This is a genomic window from Variovorax sp. PBL-E5 (genome assembly GCF_901827185.1).
In the GTDB taxonomy this organism is placed as follows: domain Bacteria; phylum Pseudomonadota; class Gammaproteobacteria; order Burkholderiales; family Burkholderiaceae_C; genus Variovorax.
In genome coordinates this window covers 106,958-131,248 of sequence record NZ_LR594672.1, presented here as the reverse complement: position 1 = coordinate 131,248, position 24,291 = coordinate 106,958, and the positions used below count along the sequence as shown (strand labels likewise).

The following is a 24,291-nucleotide window of genomic DNA, read 5'->3' as shown; positions in this document are numbered from 1 at the left end:
AGTCGTTGATTTGGCGCGATGCCTCGGGCTTCCAGCGCGGCGGAAACCGAGGCTGCTATGCACTCCGGCGCGTAGCGGAGGGTTTGGCTCTCGTCTAAGCCAAGGGCGTCGAGCACGCGTGCGAGCGCGAGGAAATAGGCTCGAAGCCTTTCGTACGGTACTTCACCGTCCAGCTGAACAGTTTGGCCGCTGGCGCGATTGAGCCGGCGAGCCAGCTCCTCCGCATACGCAAATCGAACCCGGTCATGCCCAAAGTCTCCAGAGATGCTCAGTCGGGCGTCATGGGTGAAGTCGTCGCTCTGGATGAATACCGGGCCGTCGTTTGCTTGCGCAGCGGTCCAGGGGCCGGCTTCTTATACCGGGGACTGCTGTCGGCAGCCCGCTTCGTACATCCCGAAGGCATCGTTCGTCAGTTTGTTAGCGTAGTTGTGCCCGTTGCGCTCAAGGTCGTAGCCGCGATTCCGGGCCAACTCCACGAACGCACGCCGGCTCTGGGCATGACGATTCGACACTGTCTCCTCCGCGAGATGTAGTTCCAAAAATAGCGAAGCGTTTTAGCCAAAAAAAATGGCTGCCCCGACTTTCAGCGGGGCAGCAGGAATGATGGAAAGTTCAGGCCGCTACCGGAACTTGGTAGCGCAGCTGGTTCCAGGTCAGGCCGAGCGAGATGTCTGTCTTGAACGCAACGAGCTTCCGGGACAGGCGAACCTGGTCGACGTGCGCGCGAAGGTTCTCGGCGCGCTTGCCTTTCAGTTCGCCTGCCGCAGCCAGTAGGTTCTCCAGGCCACCGTACTTGGCAATCCATTGGCCCGCCGTCGTCGCCCCAACGTCGGGGACGCCTGGCACATCGTCCGAATCGTCGCCCGTCAACGCCAGCACGTCATGAACCAACTCGGGCGGCACGAAGAACTTGGCCTTGACCCAGGCGGCGTCACGCCACTCCGGCTTGAAGTGGTCCCGGATTCGGGCGCCCTGTGCGAGCATGATGGTCATGTCCTTGTCGTTGGACACCACCACGAGTTCAGCACCGGGCTTTCTCTTGGCCCAAAGGCCGCCGACTGTGCCGATGACGTCATCCGCCTCGACACCTTCGACCGAGATTGAATGGATGCCGATGTCCTTGATGCGCTCGCGGAACTCAGGCAGCGCCGCTCGGAGGTCCTGGGGCATCGGCTTTCGCTTCTGCCGATAGGCTGGGTACAGGTCGTGCCGCCAGGTGCGACCGCCGAAATCGAACGGGGCAAGTACGTGGCTTGGCCGGTGCTCGCTCAGTGCGCGCCTGAAGGAAGCCAGCGACGAGCGCAGTGCGCCTTGGGCCTTCTCAGGCGAATCGTCGGCCGGAATGGCTTCGTAGACGCGCCGTACGATGTTCAGTCCGTCGATGAGGAGGAGCTTTTCCTCAGGGGGTTGTTCGTAGTCTTCCATTGATGCCTCTTTCTGATAACAGGTCCTGGAGCGTGTAGCGAGTCAGCCACGGGAGGCGCGGATATAGGCGTGGTGCATCTCGGCTCCACCATTGACCATGCGATAGCTACAGGGGGCATCAGGACAACCCAACGAAAGAACGACCAAATGACATCCTCCAAGACTCTCCTCGAGGCCAAGGCGCCCCTAAAGCCCAAGCCCACGGCTGCAGAACGGAGTGCCGCGCTGGTCCAGCGCAAGGCCGCCGAAGCCGCGGCTGAAGCCGAACGAATCGGGCGCTTCGAGACCGAGCGCCCAGTCTGGTGGCTGCGAATCTGGGCGAAGGCCCTGCGGCTTTCCCTCCTGGCACGCGACCACACCGGCTTTCGCGACGCGTATAGCTGGTGGTTTGACGACTTCCGCGTGGATGCCGTGGCACAGTCCTTCCACCTGGAGTCGACCGGCGGCCGCGCGAACGTGCACGCCGAATCGGGCACCGCGGCCTGCGAGTTCGAGCAGATTGACGCGGCCCTGGACCGCGCCATCACCTGGTTCGACGAATACCTCGCCGAGCAGGAGCGCCTGCGCCAAGCCGAGCTCGAACGCCAGGAGCATCGAAAAAGGGGCCTGGAAAAGCTCACCGATGCCGAAAAGTCCGCCCTAGGCCTAATTCGCTAACCACTCCTTCAGGGCCCGCACACCGTCGCGGGCCCTTTTTCTTTGGACACGCGTGCCCTTTCGATAAGAAAAGCGGCCCCACAAGAACTGTGTGGCCGGTCGAATATTTCCCCCCCCGCTGTACCCGCGCCTCGTCGCGGTAACAAGGCAGGCCTCGCCGCGCAGGCGGCATTCACCGACCCCGCTCCGGGGGACGCGCTTTTACTGAGGCGCCCTTGTCCTTTTCGCTACACGCACCAGGACAAACTACAGCCCTTCGGGGCCTCAAGACACATGACTTCCGAAAATCGTGACTTCGCGGTGGACCGCAACATCCTCGTATCGGTCATCCAATCCCAGGCAGGAACACTGGGCAAGGCGCTTCTCGAAGGCGTCATGAACTCTGTCGACGCCGGCGCAACCCGCGTGAGCATCAAGCTCGGCGAAGCAAGCTTCACGCTTCGGGACAACGGCCGCGGCTTTCAGTCCAAGGACGAAATCATCAAGTGGTTCGAAACCTTCGGCACGCCCCACAAGGACGGCGACGCCCGGTTCGGCCGTTTCCGCATGGGCAGAGGACAACTCTATTCATTCGGGGTCAACACCTGGCGCACGGGCACCTTCAAGATGGAGGTCGACATCATCGGGCAGCCGAACCTCGGCTACAAATTGACCGAGAATCTTCCGACATCGAAGGGCTGCCGCATCGACGCGAAGCTCTACGAGGCACTGAGCGCAGCGGCTCTCGACGAGGTTGTGCGCGAGTTCTCTGAGCTCGTGCGCTTTGCAGAGATTCCCGTGACGTTGAACGGCCGCGAAATCAGCCGCAACGTGAAAGACCAGAAGTGGGACACCGAAACGGACGACGCGTACATCAAAATCGTCCGGACCGGTGACCTGCTGGTCTACAACATGGGCGTTCTGGTTTGCAAGTTTCCGAACTACGAGTTCGGGACTGGGGGCCTAGTGGTTTCGAAGCAGGCCCTTGAAGTCAACTTCGCGCGCAACGACATTCTTCGCCACAAGTGCGAAGTCTGGCGCCGCATTGCAAAACACATGAAGACGTACGGCCTCAACAAGGTTGCGTCCAAGGTGTCGCTGACGAAGGAAGAGCGAGACTTCCTGGCACGAGAGTGGAGCTATGGCACCCTGCCCCCCGACAAGGAACTCGAGCTGCGCGACGTGAAGCTCTTCACTGATGCGACTGGCCGCCACTGCTCGTTGACCGACCTCTCTAATGCCTCGCGGCTGGCGGTCGCCCGCGGCAGCCACGGTCGCATCGGAAACAAGCTGCACCGGGAAGGGAAGGCCTTTGTGCTGGCGGAAGAGACGCTCTCGCGTTTCAGGGTCCATTCGCTGGACGACCTGCTTGGCATCATCGAGGACAGGACCAAGATGGACCTCCGTCACCTGACGGCAAGCCTTGAGTCGCTTGCACTAGGGTGCACCGAAACGTACCTGGTCACGGCTGACGAGGAATTGCCGGTGGAGGAGCTTTGCATGCTCACGGCGTTGCGCCAGAAGCATGAGAAGTTCCACCAATGGTTTCTGACGGGTGAGCGCAGCTCCGGCATGCGCGAGCTTCAGTCGGGTGAGTCGGATGTGGCGCTTGCGTGGACCGACGGCGCCAGCTATATCGTGATGGGCCGCAAGGAACTTCAGAAGGCGATGGCCAGGGGCGTCGCGGGTTGCTTTGAGCTTCTTCTAACGCTGACCCACGAGTACTGCCACGACAGTGCCGACTTGGAAAGTCATGAACATGACTTGGTGTTCCTTTCAAAGCATCACGACATTGTCCAGTACCAGGGCGGGAAGTTGTTGAAGCTCGCAGAAGAGGTCAACTCCCTCTACTTGCGGTTGGCGAAGCGCGGTGGCATTTCGCTGCCCGCCCGGCCGGCAAAGCCCACAAGCGTCGGCCGGAAGAAGGCAACTGAAGACCATCCTGCGGCGAAGGCACAGCTCAGCCTCGCATTCTGATTCGCTAAGCGTCCGCTCTATTGAGTGGACGCTTTTTTCTGGCCTGGCGGGCGGTTGTTCCTACACGGGAAAGGCAATCAACTCTCCCCGATAGGAATCCTCATGACCCAGCAAGCAGTTCAAGCGCGTCCGGTCGCCCAGCCGCGCGAATCCGCCTCTTTCACGAGCGTCGACTTCGACCGTATGGTGGCCTTCGCCTACGAGCGTGGGTGGCAAGAAATGCCCTTCCATTTTGTCGTCAAGGAGTGGGCCCGCCAACAGATACTGCATTGAGGGCTTCCCGGCCTCCATTGCAGATGATTCATCAGTCCACCGTTCGGTGGACTTTTTTTTCCGCTCTCCCCCAGGCGGCTTGAGCCGGGACCCTATCTGCCGCTCGCGCACTGAGCGCACACCAACGCGGTCGCTTCACTGGGAATGACAGCATCCTCCGCACCCGGCGCCGCCTCTCCCGATATGGCCGCCCTCGAAGCGGCCTTGGCTAACGGCCAGTTCGTTCTCCACTACCAGCCCATCTTCGTTCTCTCGACCCGGAGGGTCATCGGTGTGGAGGCGCTGGTAAGGTGGCAGCAGCCGGAGAGGCTAGTCCCGCCTGATGATTTTCTGCCGGTCGCGGAAGCCACAGGCTTCATCACAACCCTCGGGGACTGGGCGCTTCGGGAGGCCGCGAGGCAGCTCCTGCTGTGGGATGAGGGAGGCTTGCGCCTCAACTACGTCTCCGTCAACGTCTCCCCGGTGCAGCTGCAGGATGACGCGTACGCGGACAGCGTCCTGGCGGCCATCACGGATACCGGAATTGAGCCCGGTCGTGTACTGCTCGAGATTACAGAAAGCGTTTCCATCGCCGACGCTGAGCGAGCGGCAGCGGCACTGAATTGGCTGGCCAGAGTCGGAGCCCGGGTTGCGCTCGACGATTTTGGGACTGGGTCATCCAACCTGGCCAGTTTCCAGCGCTTGCCGCTCGCCGTGCTCAAAATTGACCGCAGTTTCGTCAATCACATCATGGAAAGCGCTAGGGACCGCTCTATCGTTCAGTTCGTCACAGGCCTAGCGAAAGCGAACGGCTTGGCCACTGTCGCCGAGGGCATCGAAACCCAAGAGCAGCTCGATGTGCTCACGGGCTTAGGCGGGGACTACGGGCAGGGGTGGCTTGTCTCCAAGGCACTGGCCCCCGATGCCTTGCTCACCGCCTTTGAAAGCGGCCGCCTCGTGGCCAATTCTCCGACCCGACAAATGCTTGAGCGAAGCGAGCGATTTGCTATAGAGCGGACTGGCAAACCGTTTTAGAGTGCGGCACTGCCGCGTTTGTGCTAAAATGCTATTTAGGCAAATCAATTTAGGAAGCATGAAAATGAAGACCATCCTCCTTGCGCTTGGCGCCGCCATCATTCTGAGCGCATGTGCCGCCACCGGCGACGACTACGTAAAAGGCGTAGTGCCGGAAATGTCGAACCACCCCGCCCTGGGTTCGATGACGTCCGCAGAGCGTGCGCTTCTGGGACCGGATGCAAATGCCAATGGCATTCGGGACGAAATCGACCGCCTCATCGCTATTAACTTCGACGGTGCGCGGCCGCAAGCGGCAGCCTACGCAGCCAAATACACCCAAGGCATGATTGCGGGCTCCCGCGGCCAAGGGCCCACCCCTTCCCAGGCATCGGACCTTGCGGGCGCGGCAAGCGCGCTGGACGCGGCATCGAGCACCACGCTCGCGGCTCGCATTGCGAACACGCCTGAGCGTCGTGCAGCCGTTTCCCTCTGGGCCAGGAAGGCCGCCGCGAAGCCGTGACCGTCAACGGCCTGCGAATAACTTGGCGCCGCGTGCCGGGCATCATTTGGCGCGCGTCCTGGTGGCCCGTTTACTTTGCATTGAAGTGTTTACTTACTCTGGTCGCCTTTTTGGGGTTTGGCCGCGCCATGGCCGCTGATGTTTGGAGCGCCCTCTCCTAGGCCGGGCGGGTAAGGCCGACCCCGCCGGAGGACCGCCCGCGGCCCGTTTCGCCGTTTGCTCGGCTGCCCTTGCGCTCACGAATCTTCGCGCGACAGCACCTGGCCGGGCGCTACACGGGGCATGACCCATCTTGCTTCGTTCCCCGCCGGCACTGGCCCGGACACACCCGTGGCCCTGCTCAAACAGCTGACTTTCCAGCTAACCATCCACGCCCCGCGCTGGACACCTGAGCTGCGAGAGCTGCAGAGCAGGGCCGAATCCTTCATCGGGAAAGTCGAGGCAACCGGAGCTGGTGGCTTGCTCGCCGACGCATCGCTGATGGAGTTGCTGGCGAAAGCTGCACGCTATGACAGGCTGAGGGCGCTGGCCGAAGCCACGTCTACCGAGCACGCAGGCTTTCGGGTCGGAGACCGCCTGTATCCTACGTTCGATGCCGCGTTCGACCAGGAGATGGCCACCGCTGAGGCGGACCACTCGGTGCTCCGCTAGGCGAAGTCGACTACAACAGGTGCGGCAGGACGAAAGCGAAGAACACGCCGGTCGCGTAGGCGGCCACCGCAAGGCCGTACACCACCCTCGAAATCAGCTTTTGGCGAACGCAAGCTGCCGCCAGCCGTCTGTCAGCCGGGCATGAGGCCGGCTTGGCCTGGAAGTAGCCCGCGACGAGCAGCATCGCAGCCGAAAGGCCAAATACGAGCGCCTTGTGCTTGGAAATCCAGATGAGCTGAGGGAAGACCGTTAAAAGCGACGCCAGGCTGGCGCCCGCGCCGAGGCTCACAAGGACTGCCGGCAGAGCGCAGCAGACCAGGGTCGAGCTGCTGGTAAGAAGCGTTAGCCAGGCGACCGTAGCGCCTTCACGGTTCAGCATTTTAGGTTCCGGACCTCTTCAAGCGTCTTGCGCGAACGCTCGACGCTCTTCAAGTTGAACCCGTGGCTTGTCAGCGTCCAGCCAAGCGCCGCTTCCGTGGCCACTGGCGACTTCTCGGTCTCCAGGAAGATGACGCCGCACTCCAGTTTAGGCTCGATTGCAGTCGCGTCCGCTGCCTTTAGCAGGGACGCCCGCATCTGGTCCGAGCAAAGCGCGCAGTTCAGCCCATCAACCTTCACTTCGAGGGTGTCAGCGTGGGCGGCCGTCGCGGAAAGCACGATGGCCAGGGTAAGAAAGAGTTTTTGCATTGGGCAGCTCCAGAGTCAACCACCTTTAGCGAACGGACTTATTCCTGCAGCCGGCCAAGGGAACAGGCGAGAAAAAGGCCCGCGCAGCAGAGTGCGCGGGCCTTCAATCAGTTGGCAGGGTGCTACGCGCCCGTGTCCACGTCCGCGGCAGCCGAGACGTCAGAGAGCAGCGCCTCCAGCTCAGCCGCCAACTCCTTGAGTGCCCGAATTCGCGACAAGACGGCAGCCACGTCCCGCGGACCTCCGTAGTCGCGCAAGTACGCAATCTGAGCCTTCGATTGACTGCGAACGCTCGCGAGCTCACGTGCACAAACCGCGTCGTGGTTCGATTGCTGCCCAGCCAGCATGCTGGGCGCGAAGGAGAGCTCGTTGACTTCCATGGCAGACATCAACCGCTGCATCTCCCACATCGCAGCCACATAGTCGCGATAGCGTGGAACCTCCCCCAGGGTTGAGCGTTCCTTTTCCTGCGCCTGTCCGAGGTTCCACAGCCCCACGGCACGCAAGACTGTCTTCAGCTCATCCGCGGCCCGGCCTTCGCCTTGCCCACTGGTGAGGTACGACGCCACCGGTGGCACAGGGATGCTTTTCCCGTTCGCCATGTCAGGTACGTCTTCCACAGCCCAGTCGCCGTGCAGGCCCGCAATTCCCGCCAACTCATTCACGGCATCAAATGAGCCGTAGAACTCTTTGGTTCCCCGGGCCGCCGGGTCCATGGCCCTCATTTCAGCCAACTTCCCGAAGTAGAGGTTGGCTAGAGCGACCATGCGCTCGACATCCCCCGCCTTCTGAGCGGCGAGCTCTACCTTGCTGCCAACCCGCCCGGCGCCGCTCGCCACCAAGTGCTCGTAGCTGTCTCGGTGCATGAGCGCAAGCCCATAGGCCCGCTTAGCCCCGCCAACCTGGACCCCTTCGTCAGAGTCCAACCCGCGCTTCAGCAGGTCGTCCCATTTCGTGGTTCCGGTCATCGCCAGGGCGAGCCGAACGCCGACTTGGGCCTCGTCTTCGACAGCCATTCGGCCATAGTCGTAATAGGTGCCGAATACCGGCAGTGATGCAAGTTCGAAGCGAGCAGCCGGGTAGATGATTGAATCGTTCGGATTCTTGTCGAGAGGGTACCGGTGGCCCCGTGAGGCGACCAGAAATCCCACGACAGGCTCGTCGCCCGTCAGTACGCGCCCAGAGGTGATATCAGCTACGTAAAAGCTTCCCATTGTTCAGTTCCTTTGTTTTTGGCCGAGCCTTCAGCCGAGCCCGTTGACCATCTCCTGTCTAGCGAGATGACCCAAAGGAACGGCCACCGGAGATTTCCTCCGGTGGCCGATGCTCAATCAGTTGGCTGACGCGTTCCTCTGTTCAGCCTCAAGCAGGCGCCGAACATGGTTCAGATGCTCCTCGGTCTGCGGAACGCCGGCGGCATTCACGTCCAAGAACATCTGGAGTAGCTCCGCGCGCGATGCCTTCGAGGCAGGAACCTCCGCGACCTGGACGACGCGGGACTCGACATGCCTGCGCTCACGCTTCAGCATTTCGTGCCAGTAGATGCCCTTGTATGCCCTGCGACTTTGCACAAGCTCCATGAGCGTGCTCAAGCGCTGCTTGCCGTCAAAGACCTCCGCCGGCCTGGTGTATCCGTAGTTCACGAAGATGAATCGGCCAAGGTCACGACCGCAGAACAGGGAATCGAGATACCTGTCCTTGTCGTCAGCGGTCCAAGCGTAGCCGCGTTGGTAGTCGGGCGAATCATCGACGCCGAAATGCCCCACGCGGCTTACCAACCCCAGAAGGTCGCCATTGCTAAAGACCGTCCGCTCCAGGAGCGACGGGCGGCAGACGGACGTACCCTTTTCGGCGGCCGTCTCAAAGACCTCCAGCCAGTGCGACGTCAGGTATTCAAAGCCGGCGCCCACCATTTGCCCGCTTTCACGCTTGAGGTTGCGGTAGCGAATCGTCACGTACTCGTCGTCCTCATGCAGCCCGACCACAACACATTCTGGCAAGGCGCCGAATGTAACGGCCATGCCAAGTCGCAGACGGCGGCGCTCTACAACCGGCATGCGCACGGCCAGCCGGTCCAAATTGCTTCCACGGAGCTTCCTGTAAGCAACCTCGACTTGCTCGGCTTCGGTAAGCTCCCTATGCAAAGCCTGCTCGATGGCCTGGGCGGATGCCTTCCGGTAGCCCTTCACCCGGGTTAGCGGTTGCGGAGTTTTCGCAATCGAGGGATGCTCGCTACGGTGCTCCCACCAGGTCTTGCCGATACGCTTGTCGCGCTGGCGCCACTCTGCGATGGTGGTCGTCTCGTCCTGCAGCAATACCTCGTAGAAGCCCTGGCGCGACGGCGCGCCATCTTGAAAATCGTCTCTATTCCTCATGGTTCTCCTAGAACTTGCAGTTGCCTGTAAGGCCTATAGGGATGGCGCACGACGACATCCTCGGGTGGACCCTCAAGAAGAAAATCGGCCCACCAGATGGCGGGCCGATTGAAGAAGGGAAAAAACGTACTTGGTGGCAGGAAGCTCGAGCACGACGTCAAAGGGCGGGATTTCGCACACTTCTCAGGTGCTCCTCCAGGCGCTCGGTCAACTCCTTGGTCGCAACTTCTCTTTGGCGAATCCACGGGTGCTCGAAGTGCTCGGCGGTCCGACGAATCGTCCCACCGAGGTTCGCAGAGAGATGCAGCACAGTGGCCTTGTCCGCACATGCAAACACCATGACCACGTCTTCGTTTTCATGGCTAATATCGGCCAGCGTACAGCCCCTCACGGTGGAGTCCAGTGCCCACTCGTCGGGACTAGGTCTGAGCGCGCTGTCTACCGCGCAGGCTGCAGCACCTGCAGCAAGGGAAAGCACGACAGCGGCAAGTGCTCGCTTCATTCCGAACATGGGTGTCCTTTGAAATAATGTCCTGCACACGTATAGCGAGCGCCCGTACGCCACCCGGAACTGCAAGGCGTGCTCTTGGAGGCCACCGGCGCGTTCCCGAAGGGAAGGTGTCTCCTAATTTGCCGTGGAGGGCCGAAGACAGAAGAAAGCGCCCCGAAAGTTCGGGGCGCGAAGGTGGGTCAGGCAACGACCTCGAAGGAGGCCGAGTAGCCGCGTCGACTTGCAACAAGCACGGCGTCAGGTTGGGCCTTGGAGCCTACGGTGAACAGCAACTCAACTGCCTCGTTCCAGCCTGCGCGAGCGCGCGCCTGGTCCGGATAGCGCGCTTTCGCGCCTTGATAGCCCTGTCGAACCCAGCTGGCGACCAGGCCGGGTGTGCAAAACGCTTTCTTGGCGGCTTGCCATTCCGGCTCGTTGCCCATTCCCCAGAGGAGATGCTCGAGCTCGGCGACCGCTGAGCGTTCCGTTGCGACGAACACCGATTCGGCCAGTTCGCACGCCACGGGCGCGGTCGTCGGACGGAGGTCGAACACCTCCGGCCCTTCGCCCGCTTCATAGGCCATGCCTACGACGCCAGCCGCTGAGCGGGTCAGGGCGTTGAGGCCCGGCGTGGGCAAGCCGGCGGCTGCCGTATCGTAGGCGCCCAGCAGGCCCGAGCCTTCGTAGTTGACGTAGTACTCCGCCCCTAGGGTCGCGAGTTCCTCCGCGAGCGAACCGCGGTCATGGGGAAGGTGGTGGAACAGGTCGTGCACGACCAGCCAGTTGTTTGCGGCGCTTCTGAAGGTGCCGGGCAATGGCTCCCAGCTATCGCTGGCGTCCGCGGGAAGGCGGCGATACTTCAGTTCGAGAGATTCCATGGTGTCTTTTCCGTTCGAGTGGTCCTGCTCCCGTGTAGCGAGGACCTGTCGAACGCCCGGCTCCATAAAGCCACGTCGCGCCCGTGGGGCCGAGCCCCTCAAGTGGCCGGTGGCTTAGGAATCGAAACGCCTCGCGTATCGAACTCAAGTACTTCCCGCACCGTCGTTACTGTCTTCGGACCGACGCCGGCCACCTGGCGTAGTTCCTCGGCTTGCGCCGTAAAAACGGAATGCGCACTACCAAAATGACTCAGAAGGTTGCGCGCGGCGGTCGGCCCGACGCCGGGCAGTCCTTCCACAAGGTACTGGCTTTGGGCAAGGCGGTCACGCGGCTTCCCGGCACACAATGCAATCTCGTACCCGAGCCCCTCCAGGGCATGCCTCTGCATTGTCAGCAGCAGCGTTGCCGTCTGGGCGGTGGTGCCAGTTGTGAGGATAGGAACGCCTTCGAGCACCGTGATGTAGGACATGGCTCCAAGAAGAGCGTCCTCGGCCATCGAGGACCTGGTGGCAAAGAGGTTTCCCTCCACAACGATGAAGGCCCGAGCGTAGGTGGCCTTCAAAGTCGCCAGTTGGGCGAATACGCGTCGATTCTCAATCGACAGGATGAAATCGCTTGCTGCCTTACGCTCGACGGCCAAGCCGTCCGCCAGCACATAGTCGCCCACGTCGAGCTCTTCAACGACGACGTCAGCACCCCGCTGCGCGAGCAGCTGCGCCAGCCCACTGCGGGACTCGCGCGAATCAACAATCAACCGAGCCATGCCTGCACCTCCGGCTGGTAGTCTAAGCGGCGTCGAGTCCCGGCCACGGAGCGAGACGTATAGGCGGTAGATGGATTGGCTGTAGATTTTTTCATCGCAGGACGGCAAGCTGCGCCGACATGCCCGCCCCGAGACATCCGACGTCTGCCTCCCTCACGCTCGCGGCCAACTTGCGTACCTTCCGCTTACGAGCCGGCCTCTCGCAAGAGGAGCTGGCAGACCGGGCCGGAGTTCATCGCACCTACGTGAGCCAGGTTGAGCGCCAGGTGGTCAACCCAACGCTGGCGTCCGTGTCGAAGCTCTCGGATGCGCTGGGCTTGCCGCTCGCACGCCTTCTGGACGGCACAACCGGACCTGACTCAGTCGGCACGGCTTGCGAAGCGGCACCCCGCGGCGGGGTAGCCTAGTTGACGGTATTGCCGTCGAACTCGATGCCGACAGCGAAGGAAGGCATCTCCGCGGAATGGGCAAGCGCGAGCATGGCGTGGGTCAACGCCGCCTCCAGCAAGGATTGAACCATCAGCGTTGCCTGGCTATCGCGACGCGTACTCACACACACGTTCCCGACGAGAGTCAGGCCTGCTGCATCGGCCACGGGCTTCAGGCGGGCAAGGGCCGCCTCCAGTTCTGCCTGAACGACATCGACCACGAACTCCACCAGGGCTGCCGCGGCGCCGGCACCCCGCATGCTGGCGCGGGTCACGAGCTGATTGAGGCTGACCTCAAACCGGACACCCCCGGCTCTACAGGGGGCGGCAAGAACCTCTTCCGCATCCACCTCCGGGCGGATGACGAGGGAAAAGTCAACAAAGGCGGCCACCTCCGGAGATTGCGTGCTTTGCGCGAACGCGATGTGCCGACTGCCTGCCAGGCTGCTGACGACCCCCAACGGCGCCTCAGTGGCCAGCCTGCGCAAAGCGGGCTCGTCCAGCGTTGTGAAGAGCGGGAGCGATTCCTCAAGTGCGCCGGTTTCGTCGAATGAGAACGTGCGGTGCCAGAACGTCTCGCCCGGCGCTCCATCCATGGAAAAGGCGCGCGCGATTGCGTCTGCGGGCCGCCCCAGCTGACCAGGGCTGCGGATGTGAAAGTATCCGACTGTTTCGCCATCATGTGTCCCGGGCAAAGGGCGCGTCGAAGCCGAGGAGTTCACGACATTGCACGGCAGTACCTCCTCGACCTGGCGATGCAGAGCGAGCGCCTCCTGGGTCGCGGAAGTAGCGGCCCCCACGATGACGTGAGGGAAACTGAGCTTGGAAGAGCGATTACGCATGAGTTAAGCGAGATGTTGTGTCTTACGCATAGCTACCGACCCTGCTCTCGACGCCTATAGCCGGCCCTTGAAGACCGGTTAGAGCCTGGCCGCCCAGTGGGCGTACGAGCCGCCGTTCCTGCGGTACGCCGCTCAGACCCGGGCTTTCCACTGGGTCTTGCGACTGCGCTTCCAGCAGCGGTCGTCGCGCGCCGCAATCGCGTAGTCGTCCCACGGGGTCGGAAGGTTGGCAGCAGCGCGCTTACCTCGAGGCGCGACCTCGCCATCCTCGTGCACGACGAGCACTGCATTGCGTCGTTCGTTGATGTGATGGACGCGACGGAAGTGGTGACCGCCGTGATGACGACCCGTCCCTGGTACGGGGCCGTAGCCGCAGTAGTCGTGCTTCGAGGCCCAGAAGGGACGGCGGGGCGGCCCACGGAAACGTTCGAAATCAGAGACCACGACAGGCGCGCCAAAGTCCGTCACCATCATCCAGTCTGCGGTCACCCAAGACAGCAGACGGGAGCAGTAGAAGGGCGACGTGAAGTCGAGTCCGAGGTTTTGGCTCAGCCACCAGTAACCGAGGGCGCGGAACGCCGCCTCGAGCGAGGGATAGTCGTAGCTTGCGCCGCTGCGATGGCGCAGGGTCACGCCCGGTTGATAGGGCGGAATAGTGTGCATTGGAAGGCTCCATTAGTTGTGAAACTAATGGCCGTCCAGCACTCCTTTGATTCGGTCAAATGACATTCGGCGATTTGGTAGTTCGTTAGCGGAGACGGGCGCCCTTGCGAGATGCGGTCCCTTTGCCGTCAGTATAGGGAAGACGGTTTTAGCCAAGGCTAAAGCAGGTGGCTACAGAACGCTGCCCCTCCAACCCTGGAACCTCCTGTGCTCATCCTCACCTACCCTGTCGCCCTGGTCGCATGGACGTACCTGTACGTGTTCTCGCTGAATCGGCACCCGAAGTCCGGCGTTCCGGTCCGGCAGTTGCAGGCGACTGTGGCAGTATTTGGCGGCCTAATGGCCCTTCATCTGCTTTCAATCGCTTACGCCCTGTTCATGGGCGAGCTTGACTGGGGCCTTGTCGACGTAGGCATGGAGTTCGCGTCGCTGTACATCGGCCTGTGCCACATCGCGGGTTGCATTCTGGCCATCGACCACCTGAAGCAGCGAAAGCCGTGACGACCTATGTCGACGACGCTGCGATTCCCTTCAAGGGTAAGCCGCGCTTTCACCTGACCGCGGATTCGCTCGAGCAGCTGCACAGTTTCGCGGCCGAGTGCGGCATAAACCGCTGCTGGTACCACCGAGGTACGCGCCATCCTCACTACGACATCACGGCAGAGCAGCGCCAGGTCGCGACATCTCGGGGAGCCCTCGCTGTCACCAGTAGGGAGCTGCTCAAGCGCGCAAAACTCCTAGCTAGCCAGCCGCGCCTTCCTGCGCTGCCCTGAAAGGTGGGCTTGGGAGGCGTAGGATTAACACTATGCAGTCCCAGACCTTACACAAAAGTATCAGCGCCGCGGTGTTCGAGAGCTTTCTCGAGGCGCTCGCGGGGCATTTGCAGCTCGAGTCCGGCGAATCCCTGCCGGATGGCGTGGGCGACGTGGATAGCGGCGGTGTGCCGGTTTCATTGGCCGTGCAACGCTCCCAGCGTTTTGTTGCTGCTCGATGGGCCTGTGTTGACGAAAACGGCCTCGCACAGCACGAAACGTTCTTCGTACAGCCCAAGGGAATAGCCGCCCGAACGGGGTATCGAATAAGGCGCTACGCGGGTCCGCTAAGTCCGTTCCACGCCCCAGATGGTGGCGGAACCCGCCTGGAAGCTCCAGCCTGGTGGTCGGCAGCAACTGCGACGGGAGCGCCTATTGAAACGGGGACCCTGCCGACATTCGTTGAACTTCTGGCGACGCTTTGTGGCGAGGGTCGCGTCAAATCCACCAACCCGGAGTTGCTTGCGCGTCTTAACGCCCAAGAGGATGAGGCGAACTACTTGCTGACGCTGCTGGACGAGCAGAAGCGGCAGCTCAAGCAATACAGGGCTCGCCTCCGGAGCCTCGAAGCCGCCACAGGCAACGCAGATGCGCAAGCCGACGAGGTGGTCGTGGACATCGACGGAAGGCTGCCCGACTTGGAGTCACTGCCAGCCTGGGCAGCGGAGAACCGCGAACGCATCGTGGTCCTGCCGCGTGCGCTTAACGGTGTAAAGAAGTCGCGCTACGAGCGGCCGGAGGTCGTTTGCGCGGCGTTTGAGCTACTTGCCGGCACATACCGCGACACCCGCCTAGGGCTCGCGAAAGCCGAAGACCTGGACGCGGCTATGTCCGTCCACGGGCTGAAGCTGGAAGGCTCCGTGGGAGCCAGCATCGCAGGTGAACAGGGAAGCGCCTACTTCGTTCGATGGGACGGACGTCGCAGGATGCTTGACCTCCACTTGCTCAAGGGAGGCGGGCGCGACGAGCGCTATTGCATGCGCTTGTACTTTTTCTGGGACGCCGAGTCGAGTCGGGTCGTGGTCGGCTCCGGCGTGGCCCATCTTGCAAACAGTCTCAGCTGAAATCATGGCGAAGCTACGAACCAAATCAGGGCGCGCGAAGTCGCCAGCCGGGGGGCTTACCCAGGACGACCTCTTGCGAAGCATTGTGAGCAGCGTTGCCGACAAGCTGATGTCCGACCAGAGCATGGGCATCGGCGATTCCGATGCCGCGAAGGACGTGCTTTTCCTGGAAGCGCATTGCTTTCCACAGCTTTGCCGCCAGGCGGTCGCAGAGGCCGAGTTTGAGCCAGAATTTCCCCCTCGGATTCAGGTCGTGCGGTTGACGGGCCTTGGCGACGAGGGCGGATGGGCGGGGTCGCTCGTGGAGCCCGGCGACCCGAGCTTCATTTCAGGAGGCCCTGATGGAATCCGCGCCCGCATGGCATCGGCACTCCGCAGGAGCGAAGCGACGCGGGCAGTGGCCCTTTGGGTATGCCCTTACAGAGTGGGAGGGCCGCCTGCGAGAGACCTGACCTTTGCATTTGCATTCCTGCGGCACACGGACGGGCTCGAACAAATCTACCTTGTCAGCGAGTCTGGCTTCATGCGGGTCCCGAGCAATGCAAGGCTGCGGGCGTCCGCCCTGGATACCATGCTTGAGGGCTATGGAACACTCGAAGAGCGCATGGAACCAGTGATGGGCGCGGTGGAAAATGCGCTGGTCCAGGCTCGGCCCAAGGTGGAAGCTGAGTTCGCGACCTGCAAGCTCCCGGTGCCAGCCCTCTCCGAAGCGCAATGGACGCTCTTGGTGCGAAGCCTGCTGGCGCAAGAGGAATGGAAACACGCAGTCGAAGCTCTTTGCCGCGAGGCTGTGGGGCCCGCAATCGGCCAAGCGACGAACCTGGCTGTGCTGGTTGGCAAGCTTTCCGAGGAGCTAGCCGCCGCGCTCAACAGGCTGGAAAGCCGCGCAACGCAGGAGCTTGACCTGTCCCGCGACAAGCAGTTCCGCAAGCTCCAAGCGGACCTTGAGAAGGCACAAATGATTGCCACGGGCGCTCAAGAGCGTGCTAGGCGCATCGAAGCGGAGAACCAGGAGATTCGCCGGGCCGGGGGCGCAGCACGAAGCCACGCGCCTCCGGAGCCTGGTCCCGGAAAAGGGCTTGGCGAGGCGTTGGTAGACCTCTTCGGCTAGGGGCCGCGGCCCAGTTAGCCGGTACCCCAGCGTACGAAAACGCGGCCGAGGGCCGCGTTTTCTTGAATCAGCGCTTCGACATTCCCGGCACCTAGCTTGCTGCGTCGACGCTCATCGGAGGCAGGTCGAGATTCTCGATGTCCACCAGCTTCGCGATATGCACGTCGATGGTACGGAGGACAGTCGCGCCGGCGCGATTGCGATGGCTCTCGAAACCAGTGACCCGTGCCGAGGGAAAGTGTGACTCGATGAGCTCGATGAGCGCGTTCCGACTCGCCTCGCAATCGACCAAGCCTTCGTGGCCGGAGCCCTCGGACGTTTCAAGTACAAAGCCCCTCTCGACAAGGCTGGCTAGCCAGGTGGCTCGAGTAACCTTGTCCGAGACGGGGGTCGCCGAGAACGTCAACGAGGTGGTGCCGAAAAGGCTGCCGCTCAACTTGAGGTGGACACTGCCGTACTTGCTGAACGACATGTCGGAGATGTGCCCGAAGCCGTAAATGTCCCACCAGCGGTCGATACGGTCGCCGAGACGCTTGACTGCCGCTTCCACGTTTTCAGCGGTGACCTGCTCGCCCAGCCTGCGCTCGAGCTGGAGGACCCGCTGATTCGCGGCGCGAAGCGCCGCATATCGCTCTTCTCGCACGGCGGCCGCATCGGTTTCGATGCCGGTTAACTTGCCGACCTCGGCGAGGCTGGATTCGGCGACGTACAGGACGTTGCGTCCATGGTCCCGAGAGAGCTGGTCGCCCGCGGCCATCTGGTGGAGGTGGTTCAAGCCGCTCACGACCTCGGTGAGGGTGCGCTTGAATACAGCTTTCTGGTCGGCATTGAGCACGACCATCTGGTTGTCGTTTGACATGTGTCCTTCCTGGTGTGCGCTCCTCGAGCGCGTTCAACACCTGTAGCCAACGGGACTTATCCCCCCCTATATAGGGCGACGGCAAGGCGCCCATCAACTCAGGACATCACAATGAATCATCAGGACCTCGTCGTTATCGAGGTGCACCCGTTCTACCGCGACAGCGTTGCCCCCGGCATGCTCCTTGCGCTGGTAGCTGAAATCGAGCGGCGTCTCGCCGCGGGCATCCCGTTTGGATGTTCTACTCGAGTCGAGACCTGCGGCGGCGGCCGCGATGAGTGCTTGGCAGAGGTGGAACTCTGGCTCTCCAGCCGCGGCGTTCGGGCCGAGTGACTTCACCCCGTGACGTACCTGAGCCGGAAGGTGGATTCACAAGGTCACTCCATTCCGAGAGGCCTTCCTTCGAGTGCGCCGGGGGCCCTAGCGGCAGGCATCCCCTTTTAAATTCTTTCCTCAAGGCTCCTCTCCGGGGCCATTTCCTTACGCTCTCCAGTGCTAGGCTATCGGCTCCCGTACGGCGGCACCGGTCAAAGCGGTCCTGAAGGCGCTCATGCAAATCAAATGGACGCGACTGGTAAGTTCCAACACTGACCACCAAGGTTGGAGCCCGCATTCTGATTTCGAATTCATTCATGAAGGTCTTCGCCGAAGTCCTGTGGTCAGGTCTGTGGGCAACCTGAAGGGTTGTCCATAGAGCTGTCCATGGGACGTAGGCTCCCCCGTTGGCTGATTCGGTGTCGAGCAGGCCCAGGGCCGGTCAGGGGGTCAGGCCATCTCGTTGGAAGCTTGGCGTTTTGTGCCCTCAGCAGAACAGCGACCGCGGGTCAACCAGCAGTGGCCGGCCGCGCCTAGGTCGACGTTGCCTGCGAACGTCCGGCTTGAGCCACCTCGTCGCGAATCCGTGGGGCGAAGGCAGCCCAATACTTCACTGCAGTCTGGTTTGAGATTCCTAGCGTGCGCACGAGCACCTTCGGAGTGGCCAGCCCCGCTCGGAAGAACGATGCGAGGGCCGTCGTGTACAGCTGCCTGGCTGTGACTCCCTGGCCCAGCAACACATACCTGAGCCCGGCGTCGGAGAGCGCACGGCCGGGCACCGCGGACTCGAAGAGCAAATCGTTGTCTTTGAGAGGCTGGCCGCGCCTAGCTTCTAGCGTCGCGAGATACCGTGTCAAGAGCACCGAGGTCCTGGCATCGAGGTCAATGGACACTTCTGCGAACCGAGCCTGCACCGAGCCGTCTGCTGTAGTTTGGAAGGCGCCGCGGCAAAGGTTGCGCGCCTGTTTCCCGGTACGCGCGTAGAGGAGCATCAATACGCCCAGCAGCGCATTCCGAAGGTCCCCATCTTCCGCCCGAAACCACCCCTGGCGCAGCTGCCCGGCACGCTGCGGGGTCAGAAGGTCGTGAAACGGAACGCCGCTTGGCACACTGCGGTCCAGATGGAGGCGCTGGAACATTCGCTCCTTGCGGTTCAGGAATCCGATAAAGGAGTGCAGAGCGTTGCGGTGTCCGGGGTAGCTGGCCACAAAGCGTTCGAGCATCGGGCGGTCAATCCCTTGGGCCGACACGACAGAGGACGGCATCGAGTCGAGCAGCCGGAACGCGGCTCGCAAAGACAAGGTGACCGTTCGCGCAGTGAACCGTTCGTGTGCGCCGCCCCAGCCGCGGGCTCGCCAGCTACGCAGGTAGGCAGCAAGGCTTCGTCGATAGCGCGTGAGCAGCTCGAGCTGCCAGGGCTCTCGCACACGCGCCAGAAGCCGGTCCTGCGCAAGATTCTCAGTGGTCCGCGCCACCACTTCCATCGGCATCGCCTCGGCTTGCCCTTCCCTGAGTAGCCATGCATAGGCGACCTGGTAGCGCCGAAGCTCTTCAGGCGAGAATTCAGCGGCCATCCGTTCTGCGGTAGGCGCGGTACCGCTGACCGATGCGAGACCCAGGCGCTCAAAAAACTGCGCGTAGGCTCTCCAGCGCCCCCTGGAACGTCCGCTGAGGGTGGCGTGGGCGATGGTCTGAGCGGCGAACTTCTCGAACAGCGCTCGCGCCCAGCCGTGTGTCAGCCTGCCCGCAAGAAGGGCAACTTCGTTTGCGAGAGCGCGGCGCCAGTAACACTGGACACACTCCGCGGCGGAGTGGCGCTCGCTGGAGCGACCGCACCTGGAGCAGCTAAACGCCACAGGCTCCACGCATCGACGGCAGAGGGCTTTGCCCTCCGGCGAGTGCGCGACAACCTTGCGGTGCTTGCGGCAGCGCGAACAGGTTTGACAGTCGGGCCGGGCGCAGCGCGGGCAAACCGGCGACGTGATGCCGAGCGCGAGATTGGACTCGAAATGGCGACTCTCTCGACCACAGCGCGTGCAGTTCCCAGGAGGCTCGTAGAACCGACGGCAGTAGCCGCAAGCGTAGCCGCCAGGCACTTCGAACGACGTACGATGCACCGGTTTGCTGCATCGCATGCAAGCAAACGCGGTCGATGGCCTACATCGGCGGCAGTAGGCAGGTTCCATCCCTTGGTGACTTCGGGTGCTCGCTCCGCAGGTTGAGCAGGGCACCGGTAGGAACGCTCGCTGGTAGCAGGCGCCGCAGACCGGCCGTTGCGCGAGCCGTGTCGCCACCTTGATGAGGACGGGGTTGGCGCAAAGGGCGCAGGACTCAGCCACCGTGTCCCTAGCTCGCGCCCAAAGGGCGGACAAATGCGAGGGATGCCAGGGAGGGACCCAGGATGTCCCGGGGCACACTCGGGGGCACCGCAGAGGCCGCAGGATGCTTGGTTCGCGGAGCCTTGGGTGTGGAGGGCGCAACGCCGCGAGCGGGGCGAGCAGAATCTTTGGCCGAACCCGCAGGCCCAGCAGCGGGTGGTGCGCCGGTCGGCTCCAGGCGCAGCAGCTCATGGGCGTCGCAATCGAGTTCCCGCATCAACGCGCCCAGTAGCTTCACGTTCAGCTTGGACGGCAGGCCCGCAACTATGCGCGTGAGCTGTTTGCGGGTGAGTCCGACGGCGTAGGGCTCCAGCCGGCGCGACAACTCAGTAGCGGTTCGAATGCCACGCTCCGACATGACCGTGTGCAGACGCCACAGCACCACGCAACTTGCCGCTGGCGGCGCCGCGGCAGGGGTCAACTGGCGGACGTCGCTCACTCGGTCGCTCCATCGGCCTTCAGGTTTCTGGCGATGGCGGCGTTAAACGCCCCGCGGATATAAGCATCTGGATGGTGGATGTAGACCTGCATGGTCGAGCCGTGCGCATGGCCGTGGCGTTGCCGGTTGGACTCCAGGCTGAGGCCGCTCATGTCATCCGACGACATCGATGTGTGGCGAAGGCAGTGTGGCACCAGCTCGATGGGCAGGCCCGCAAGCTCGATGATTCGGCGGAATTCGCGGTGAAAGGCACTGTAGCTCAGTCGCTTGCCCTGTTCGGAGAGGAACATTGCCTTTTCTCCGGGTGCTGCCTTCGCCAGGTAGTTCGGGCGCACGTGTTCCATGTACCAGGCCAGCGCGTGGCTCAGGGCGACCTTCAGGATGGGAACCTGTCGCCACTTGCTGCCCTTGCCGAACACGCGGACGATGCCGAAGTCCCCCATTGCGGGCTGTTCGGGATTCGGCTCGAACGAATCGGTGTCCAGGCCCAGGACTTCATCGGCGCGCAGGCCCATCTCGAGGGTGCTGCCGAACATGGCCTTGTTGCGCTGGTGGGCACGCACCCCTTTGGAGCCCTGCTGGTAGGCGAGGGCCATCTCAAGGTCGATGCGCTCCAGGAAGGTGGCAGCCTCGGCCTCCGTGAAAGAGCGGCGCGAGTTGTTGCGCTCGAGTTCGCGCTCACGCCGGTGGATGATGGAGTTCTCGGGCGTGGAGACCTGCACGAGCTCCACCCCCAGCGTCTGGCGGATGTCGGCCTTGAAGCGCGGCTCGCGCAGGAGGTAATCGAAGAAGACGCGCACGGCGGTCTGGTAGGTCCTTTGGGACGAAGCCACGACGCCGCGCTCAAGATAGAGGTGGTTGCTCCATCGCTCGAAGTGCTCCGGGCGCAGCTGACCAGGCAGTGCCCTCGCATGGTTGAGAAAGAGCAGGACGAGGTTCTCGTCGCCTTTGATGGTCTTCACCTTGTGACGGCGGCTGCCTCGGTAGGCCCGATAGGCGGTGAATAGCCGCTCGAGCAGTGCGCGCTCCTTTGGCTTGGCCCAAGGTATGAACTCGACACTGGCACTGTCATCGTAGATTCTGCTAGTATCTGTGTTAGTTCGCATGGACAATGGGCGCTTGGTGCGCGCTATAGGGACATTGGCCGCGATTTTAGGAAGCCGCGCACGCCCGGCAAGCGGTTTCGGATACGAAATCCATTACACCTGCGCGCGCCGGCGCATGGCGTGCGCCTCCGGGACCTCCCCTGTCCCGCGATTTTTCGCTAAGTGCCTGTCGCGCCTCGGAATTCCGCCAGAAGCGAACGTTGGAGAAATTTCGGCGAACGTTGTGGGGTCGGAGCGCTATACGCACAAGGTAAACAACCAGGAAAGACCAATGTCCAAGAAGAACGAGCCGTGGCTCTCCGCCGCGGAGGCGCTCAAGCGCATGAACCAGGTCCGGAGCGCAGTCGATGGCGCAAGCCCATTTCTCGTTCAGGCGGCCGTCTTCGGCCGAATGCAGGCTTGCACCATCGTGGAGCTCAGAGCTGCGATGGTCAACCCCTTTCAGGGGGTCAGCCGGGGCGGGCGTCCTGTCATCGTTGCGCTCCGCTCGTCGGAACCGACGGCGATGCTCACCCTCGACCAGGCTATCGCCGCGACCGAAGCGCTGGCTGCCTCCACCGGCGAAGGAGTTCCCTTCCTGGCAGGAAGCAGCGAACAGTCGTTCCAGCTCTGCGATATCCGCCCCACTAAGGGCGGTGCGGATGACTACTTCAAGGTGGTGACGCGCGGCGGGGTCAGCGTCGTTTACGCAATGCAAACCATCCCGCGCAAGGACTGATTCTCGGCCCACGATTCCCTCGTGGGCCCTTTTTTGCCTTGGCAGCGAAGCTTGAGCTCAAAAGAAAGCCCCTCAACGAATCCGGTGAGGGGCTTGAGAGGAATCACGGACGTCCGTGTCCCGGGCCGCGCAATCGACGGTCCGCGTAGCGAAGACCTGTCACCTTGACGCCCTGCGTCCTAGGCTCTGCCTGATGGGCAACAACACACACGATTTGGGGCAGCAAACGTCCCTCATACACGCGCACTTCAAGAGTGGAGCCATCCTCGGATGGCGACCTCGTGGGAGGCGTGCCAGCTTTGTTTTGCATCTTGATTGTTCCTGAGTTGACCTACAAGGCTGTATAGAAAATACGGTACTTGAATGCGACCAGCCTAAAACGTTTCTCCAAGGCAAAAGAAAGCCCAACCGCGGATGCGGTCGGGCTTCTAGAATGAGGATTGAGGCCTAGGCCTTATCCTTGAGCAACGATGCGATACGTTCAGCCGGCAAGCCGGTAAGAACGGATGCGTGCGTCGCGACAGTTCTGATGACCTGCTCGGCTTGAAGCCGCATGCCAGGCGCAAGCTGACTTTGACGGCTGATGGTGCCGTCGCCGTCGGACTCAGCGCTGTCCTCTGTAACTGCGTAAACCAGCGTGAAGTGCGTTTCGAGCTGACTGCCGTAGATGGATTGCAGCGTCCGACTCCCGGGCGAGAGGTCGTGCCAGCTATCACGGCAGGGCGTCAAAAACGACATCATTGAGCCGATACCCGCGCCCCAGTGACCGCCCCAAGGGGTGGCCACCGTGACGAGTTGGTCGACATGCATGTGCTGCTCCAGCGCCTTGACAAGATGCCAAGCCACAAGGCCGCCCATGCTGTGAGCAACAACTCGGATACGTTGCATGCCCGCTTCGTCCATCAAGCGAAGGACTTCCTTTGCAAGGCGTCCGCCACTCACTGCGACAGCGTCACCACTTGCGTAGTAGGCATACCAGGCTTGCTGTTTGGATGTGTCCAGCTTGCCTGCAACGTCCACAAAATCTCGAGGTGAGCCAGAGGACCCGTGCACGAAGAGCACGACTTCCTTGCTGACATCGACCGGCTGGCCCATGTAGACCCCAAAGTGCTTGAATTCCTGGGGCTTGACGGAGCCGACCTCCGCCACGGACACGTCGAAACGTGCATCGAGAGCGATGTCGACTACCTCGGCAGCATGAAGATGCGAAAAAACAAAAGAGAGAACGAGAGCAAGCCATTTCATGGCATTTCCTAAGAGAGTTGACCTGCTCTCTGTAGGAACGTCGCCTATGCGACCGCCCAGCGGGACCTCGAGATGGGCTATGCCCCTCGGGAAATCATGACTCTGCAGAGGGGACAGGGCTTCGCCGACCTGCTCCCTCAGCTCGTTACGGAGCTGCGTGGCCGGGGAGTTGATGACGAAGGAGGATGGGACTGCGCAGCGGCGCGAGACATTCCGGTGCTCACCGCTTCTCCCCAGGACGCTCCCCTTGCCGTCAATGGGTACCTCACAGTTCCGGGCACTCCGGGCAGCCAGGACGTGAACGTAGACGCCCGCCTCGTGGTTCGTCAAGGCCGGAGACGAGGCCATCATGGAACTTGTCGGAAATGGGATGCAGGGCGAGGCCGCTGCCTTCGTGCTGAAGTCTCTCCTCGATGGAGGCCAGGCAGACGCCCCTGCGGCGCACGAGCAGCACTTTCTGGCAAGGAAGCGTAAACCGGGCCTTGCCTGCGGCGTCGATTTTCGGCTAGACGTCCCTCAAGCCCTCAACTGGCTGGAGACCAATCGTCCGGACCTGTACCACGCGCTTGGAATCAAGCGCATCAGCTGATTGCCATTACGGCACCGAAGGCGCTCGTATAGCGCCTTCGTTTTCGCCTG

30 protein-coding genes are annotated in these 24,291 nt (G+C 62.2%); 15 read left to right on the top strand and 15 right to left on the bottom strand.

Annotation, left to right across the window (positions count from 1 at the left end):
* Positions 1 to 245 precede the first annotated feature (245 nt).
* Positions 246 to 533 (top strand): hypothetical protein, encoded by a 288-nt coding sequence (locus WDLP6_RS28330; RefSeq protein ID WP_162595284.1) that lies wholly within the window; start codon positions 246 to 248, stop codon positions 531 to 533.
* 79 nt (positions 534 to 612) lie between these two features.
* Here the strand turns inward: WDLP6_RS28330 and WDLP6_RS28325 are convergent, their stop codons facing one another.
* Positions 613 to 1,425, bottom strand: a complete 813-nt coding sequence (locus WDLP6_RS28325) for a 5'-3' exonuclease (protein WP_162570750.1) — start codon at positions 1,423 to 1,425, stop codon at positions 613 to 615.
* 69 nt (positions 1,426 to 1,494) lie between these two features.
* Here WDLP6_RS28325 and WDLP6_RS28320 point away from each other — a divergent pair, with 69 nt between their 5' ends.
* The 6 genes from WDLP6_RS28320 (at position 1,495) to WDLP6_RS28295 (ending at position 6,478) form a co-directional block, all read left to right on the top strand.
* On the top strand, positions 1,495 to 2,082 hold the full coding sequence (locus WDLP6_RS28320) for a hypothetical protein (protein ID WP_162570749.1): 588 nt from the start codon (positions 1,495 to 1,497) through the stop codon (positions 2,080 to 2,082).
* A gap of 273 nt (positions 2,083 to 2,355) precedes the next feature.
* Positions 2,356 to 4,038: an ATP-binding protein gene (locus tag WDLP6_RS28315; protein ID WP_068677222.1), complete on the top strand. Its 1,683-nt coding sequence runs from the start codon at positions 2,356 to 2,358 to the stop codon at positions 4,036 to 4,038.
* 102 nt (positions 4,039 to 4,140) lie between these two features.
* Positions 4,141 to 4,311, top strand: coding sequence for a hypothetical protein (locus tag WDLP6_RS28310; protein WP_157103402.1), 171 nt, complete (start codon positions 4,141 to 4,143; stop codon positions 4,309 to 4,311).
* A gap of 183 nt (positions 4,312 to 4,494) precedes the next feature.
* Complete coding sequence (locus tag WDLP6_RS28305; protein ID WP_068677220.1) at positions 4,495 to 5,325, top strand: EAL domain-containing protein; 831 nt, start codon at positions 4,495 to 4,497, stop codon at positions 5,323 to 5,325.
* 64 nt (positions 5,326 to 5,389) lie between these two features.
* Positions 5,390 to 5,827: a hypothetical protein gene (locus WDLP6_RS28300; RefSeq protein ID WP_102905917.1), complete on the top strand. Its 438-nt coding sequence runs from the start codon at positions 5,390 to 5,392 to the stop codon at positions 5,825 to 5,827.
* Positions 5,828 to 6,157: 330 nt separating this feature from the next.
* Entirely contained in the window at positions 6,158 to 6,478 is a 321-nt protein-coding gene (locus tag WDLP6_RS28295; protein WP_146039492.1) for a hypothetical protein, read from the top strand.
* Positions 6,479 to 6,488: 10 nt separating this feature from the next.
* Here the strand turns inward: WDLP6_RS28295 and WDLP6_RS28290 are convergent, their stop codons facing one another.
* The 7 genes from WDLP6_RS28290 to WDLP6_RS28260 all read right to left on the bottom strand — a co-directional run bounded on the left by WDLP6_RS28290 (position 6,489) and on the right by WDLP6_RS28260 (position 11,672).
* Positions 6,489 to 6,857, bottom strand: a complete 369-nt coding sequence (locus WDLP6_RS28290) for a hypothetical protein (RefSeq protein WP_068677213.1) — start codon at positions 6,855 to 6,857, stop codon at positions 6,489 to 6,491.
* Entirely contained in the window at positions 6,851 to 7,165 is a 315-nt protein-coding gene (locus WDLP6_RS28285; protein WP_068677211.1) for a hypothetical protein, read from the bottom strand. Before WDLP6_RS28285 ends, WDLP6_RS28290 begins: the two co-directional genes overlap by 7 nt.
* A 122-nt stretch (positions 7,166 to 7,287) precedes the next feature.
* Positions 7,288 to 8,379, bottom strand: a complete 1,092-nt coding sequence (locus tag WDLP6_RS28280) for a hypothetical protein (protein WP_068677209.1) — start codon at positions 8,377 to 8,379, stop codon at positions 7,288 to 7,290.
* A gap of 117 nt (positions 8,380 to 8,496) precedes the next feature.
* Positions 8,497 to 9,540 (bottom strand): DUF262 domain-containing protein, encoded by a 1,044-nt coding sequence (locus tag WDLP6_RS28275; protein ID WP_068677207.1) that lies wholly within the window; start codon positions 9,538 to 9,540, stop codon positions 8,497 to 8,499.
* 157 nt (positions 9,541 to 9,697) lie between these two features.
* Complete coding sequence (locus tag WDLP6_RS28270) at positions 9,698 to 10,051, bottom strand: hypothetical protein (protein ID WP_068677205.1); 354 nt, start codon at positions 10,049 to 10,051, stop codon at positions 9,698 to 9,700.
* A gap of 179 nt (positions 10,052 to 10,230) precedes the next feature.
* The gene (locus tag WDLP6_RS28265) at positions 10,231 to 10,908 is read right to left on the bottom strand and encodes a hypothetical protein (RefSeq protein ID WP_162570748.1); all 678 of its coding nucleotides are present in this window, start codon (positions 10,906 to 10,908) and stop codon (positions 10,231 to 10,233) included.
* Between the two features lie 98 nt (positions 10,909 to 11,006).
* Positions 11,007 to 11,672: an ERCC4 domain-containing protein gene (locus WDLP6_RS28260; RefSeq protein ID WP_162570747.1), complete on the bottom strand. Its 666-nt coding sequence runs from the start codon at positions 11,670 to 11,672 to the stop codon at positions 11,007 to 11,009.
* Between the two features lie 119 nt (positions 11,673 to 11,791).
* Between WDLP6_RS28260 and WDLP6_RS28255 the strand changes: the two genes are divergently transcribed.
* On the top strand, positions 11,792 to 12,079 hold the full coding sequence (locus WDLP6_RS28255; RefSeq protein ID WP_162570746.1) for a helix-turn-helix domain-containing protein: 288 nt from the start codon (positions 11,792 to 11,794) through the stop codon (positions 12,077 to 12,079).
* Here WDLP6_RS28255 and WDLP6_RS28250 read toward each other — a convergent pair.
* Positions 12,076 to 12,942, bottom strand: a complete 867-nt coding sequence (locus WDLP6_RS28250; protein ID WP_162570745.1) for a hypothetical protein — start codon at positions 12,940 to 12,942, stop codon at positions 12,076 to 12,078. The genes WDLP6_RS28255 and WDLP6_RS28250 overlap by 4 nt on opposite strands.
* Before the next feature lie 132 nt (positions 12,943 to 13,074).
* The gene (locus WDLP6_RS28245) at positions 13,075 to 13,605 is read right to left on the bottom strand and encodes a hypothetical protein (protein ID WP_162570744.1); all 531 of its coding nucleotides are present in this window, start codon (positions 13,603 to 13,605) and stop codon (positions 13,075 to 13,077) included.
* 207 nt (positions 13,606 to 13,812) lie between these two features.
* Here WDLP6_RS28245 and WDLP6_RS28240 point away from each other — a divergent pair, with 207 nt between their 5' ends.
* The 4 genes from WDLP6_RS28240 (at position 13,813) to WDLP6_RS28225 (ending at position 16,592) form a co-directional block, all read left to right on the top strand.
* Entirely contained in the window at positions 13,813 to 14,106 is a 294-nt protein-coding gene (locus WDLP6_RS28240; protein WP_162570743.1) for a hypothetical protein, read from the top strand.
* On the top strand, positions 14,103 to 14,378 hold the full coding sequence (locus tag WDLP6_RS28235; protein ID WP_162570742.1) for a DUF4031 domain-containing protein: 276 nt from the start codon (positions 14,103 to 14,105) through the stop codon (positions 14,376 to 14,378). The genes WDLP6_RS28240 and WDLP6_RS28235 overlap by 4 nt, the downstream gene beginning before the upstream one ends.
* A 32-nt stretch (positions 14,379 to 14,410) precedes the next feature.
* Entirely contained in the window at positions 14,411 to 15,481 is a 1,071-nt protein-coding gene (locus WDLP6_RS28230) for a hypothetical protein (protein ID WP_162570741.1), read from the top strand.
* Between the two features lie 73 nt (positions 15,482 to 15,554).
* Complete coding sequence (locus tag WDLP6_RS28225; RefSeq protein ID WP_162570740.1) at positions 15,555 to 16,592, top strand: hypothetical protein; 1,038 nt, start codon at positions 15,555 to 15,557, stop codon at positions 16,590 to 16,592.
* 91 nt (positions 16,593 to 16,683) lie between these two features.
* Here the strand turns inward: WDLP6_RS28225 and WDLP6_RS28220 are convergent, their stop codons facing one another.
* Positions 16,684 to 17,451, bottom strand: a complete 768-nt coding sequence (locus WDLP6_RS28220) for a hypothetical protein (RefSeq protein WP_068677184.1) — start codon at positions 17,449 to 17,451, stop codon at positions 16,684 to 16,686.
* 111 nt (positions 17,452 to 17,562) lie between these two features.
* On the opposite strand from WDLP6_RS28220, the gene WDLP6_RS28215 reads away from it, so the two are divergent.
* Positions 17,563 to 17,784 carry a hypothetical protein gene (locus WDLP6_RS28215; protein WP_162570739.1) on the top strand — a complete coding sequence of 74 codons (222 nt, stop codon included), beginning with the start codon at positions 17,563 to 17,565 and terminating at the stop codon, positions 17,782 to 17,784.
* Between the two features lie 515 nt (positions 17,785 to 18,299).
* Here WDLP6_RS28215 and WDLP6_RS28210 read toward each other — a convergent pair.
* From WDLP6_RS28210 to WDLP6_RS28200, 3 genes are all read right to left on the bottom strand, one after another.
* Complete coding sequence (locus tag WDLP6_RS28210; protein WP_162570738.1) at positions 18,300 to 19,340, bottom strand: hypothetical protein; 1,041 nt, start codon at positions 19,338 to 19,340, stop codon at positions 18,300 to 18,302.
* A gap of 772 nt (positions 19,341 to 20,112) precedes the next feature.
* Positions 20,113 to 20,526 (bottom strand): helix-turn-helix domain-containing protein, encoded by a 414-nt coding sequence (locus WDLP6_RS35555; protein WP_443083474.1) that lies wholly within the window; start codon positions 20,524 to 20,526, stop codon positions 20,113 to 20,115.
* Between the two features lie 53 nt (positions 20,527 to 20,579).
* Positions 20,580 to 21,689: a tyrosine-type recombinase/integrase gene (locus tag WDLP6_RS28200; RefSeq protein WP_162570736.1), complete on the bottom strand. Its 1,110-nt coding sequence runs from the start codon at positions 21,687 to 21,689 to the stop codon at positions 20,580 to 20,582.
* Positions 21,690 to 21,960: 271 nt separating this feature from the next.
* On the opposite strand from WDLP6_RS28200, the gene WDLP6_RS28195 reads away from it, so the two are divergent.
* Positions 21,961 to 22,407 (top strand): hypothetical protein, encoded by a 447-nt coding sequence (locus tag WDLP6_RS28195; protein ID WP_162577751.1) that lies wholly within the window; start codon positions 21,961 to 21,963, stop codon positions 22,405 to 22,407.
* A 447-nt stretch (positions 22,408 to 22,854) separates the two neighbouring features.
* Here the strand turns inward: WDLP6_RS28195 and WDLP6_RS28190 are convergent, their stop codons facing one another.
* A complete protein-coding gene (locus tag WDLP6_RS28190; protein ID WP_162487203.1) occupies positions 22,855 to 23,652 on the bottom strand; it encodes an esterase/lipase family protein in 798 nt (265 codons plus the stop codon).
* Positions 23,653 to 24,001: 349 nt separating this feature from the next.
* Between WDLP6_RS28190 and WDLP6_RS28185 the strand changes: the two genes are divergently transcribed.
* On the top strand, positions 24,002 to 24,241 hold the full coding sequence (locus WDLP6_RS28185) for a hypothetical protein (protein ID WP_162570734.1): 240 nt from the start codon (positions 24,002 to 24,004) through the stop codon (positions 24,239 to 24,241).
* Positions 24,242 to 24,291: the final 50 nt, after the last annotated feature.

Coding starts and splice junctions, on each gene's coding strand:
- WDLP6_RS28185 (WP_162570734.1), top strand. CDS start 24,002: ATGGAACTTGTCGGAAATGGGATGCAGGGCGAGGCCGCTGCCTTCGTG.
- WDLP6_RS28275 (WP_068677207.1), bottom strand. CDS start 9,540: ATGAGGAATAGAGACGATTTTCAAGATGGCGCGCCGTCGCGCCAGGGC.
- WDLP6_RS28285 (WP_068677211.1), bottom strand. CDS start 7,165: ATGCAAAAACTCTTTCTTACCCTGGCCATCGTGCTTTCCGCGACGGCC.
- WDLP6_RS28195 (WP_162577751.1), top strand. CDS start 21,961: ATGTCCAAGAAGAACGAGCCGTGGCTCTCCGCCGCGGAGGCGCTCAAG.
- WDLP6_RS28250 (WP_162570745.1), bottom strand. CDS start 12,942: ATGCGTAATCGCTCTTCCAAGCTCAGTTTCCCTCACGTCATCGTGGGG.
- WDLP6_RS28245 (WP_162570744.1), bottom strand. CDS start 13,605: ATGCACACTATTCCGCCCTATCAACCGGGCGTGACCCTGCGCCATCGC.
- WDLP6_RS28325 (WP_162570750.1), bottom strand. CDS start 1,425: ATGGAAGACTACGAACAACCCCCTGAGGAAAAGCTCCTCCTCATCGAC.
- WDLP6_RS28265 (WP_162570748.1), bottom strand. CDS start 10,908: ATGGAATCTCTCGAACTGAAGTATCGCCGCCTTCCCGCGGACGCCAGC.
- WDLP6_RS28270 (WP_068677205.1), bottom strand. CDS start 10,051: ATGTTCGGAATGAAGCGAGCACTTGCCGCTGTCGTGCTTTCCCTTGCT.
- WDLP6_RS28315 (WP_068677222.1), top strand. CDS start 2,356: ATGACTTCCGAAAATCGTGACTTCGCGGTGGACCGCAACATCCTCGTA.
- WDLP6_RS28260 (WP_162570747.1), bottom strand. CDS start 11,672: ATGGCTCGGTTGATTGTTGATTCGCGCGAGTCCCGCAGTGGGCTGGCG.
- WDLP6_RS28280 (WP_068677209.1), bottom strand. CDS start 8,379: ATGGGAAGCTTTTACGTAGCTGATATCACCTCTGGGCGCGTACTGACG.
- WDLP6_RS28310 (WP_157103402.1), top strand. CDS start 4,141: ATGACCCAGCAAGCAGTTCAAGCGCGTCCGGTCGCCCAGCCGCGCGAA.
- WDLP6_RS28305 (WP_068677220.1), top strand. CDS start 4,495: ATGGCCGCCCTCGAAGCGGCCTTGGCTAACGGCCAGTTCGTTCTCCAC.
- WDLP6_RS28220 (WP_068677184.1), bottom strand. CDS start 17,451: ATGTCAAACGACAACCAGATGGTCGTGCTCAATGCCGACCAGAAAGCT.
- WDLP6_RS28300 (WP_102905917.1), top strand. CDS start 5,390: ATGAAGACCATCCTCCTTGCGCTTGGCGCCGCCATCATTCTGAGCGCA.
- WDLP6_RS28190 (WP_162487203.1), bottom strand. CDS start 23,652: ATGAAATGGCTTGCTCTCGTTCTCTCTTTTGTTTTTTCGCATCTTCAT.
- WDLP6_RS28215 (WP_162570739.1), top strand. CDS start 17,563: ATGAATCATCAGGACCTCGTCGTTATCGAGGTGCACCCGTTCTACCGC.
- WDLP6_RS28290 (WP_068677213.1), bottom strand. CDS start 6,857: ATGCTGAACCGTGAAGGCGCTACGGTCGCCTGGCTAACGCTTCTTACC.
- WDLP6_RS28210 (WP_162570738.1), bottom strand. CDS start 19,340: ATGGCCGCTGAATTCTCGCCTGAAGAGCTTCGGCGCTACCAGGTCGCC.
- WDLP6_RS28330 (WP_162595284.1), top strand. CDS start 246: ATGCCCAAAGTCTCCAGAGATGCTCAGTCGGGCGTCATGGGTGAAGTC.
- WDLP6_RS28230 (WP_162570741.1), top strand. CDS start 14,411: ATGCAGTCCCAGACCTTACACAAAAGTATCAGCGCCGCGGTGTTCGAG.
- WDLP6_RS28255 (WP_162570746.1), top strand. CDS start 11,792: ATGCCCGCCCCGAGACATCCGACGTCTGCCTCCCTCACGCTCGCGGCC.
- WDLP6_RS28200 (WP_162570736.1), bottom strand. CDS start 21,689: ATGCGAACTAACACAGATACTAGCAGAATCTACGATGACAGTGCCAGT.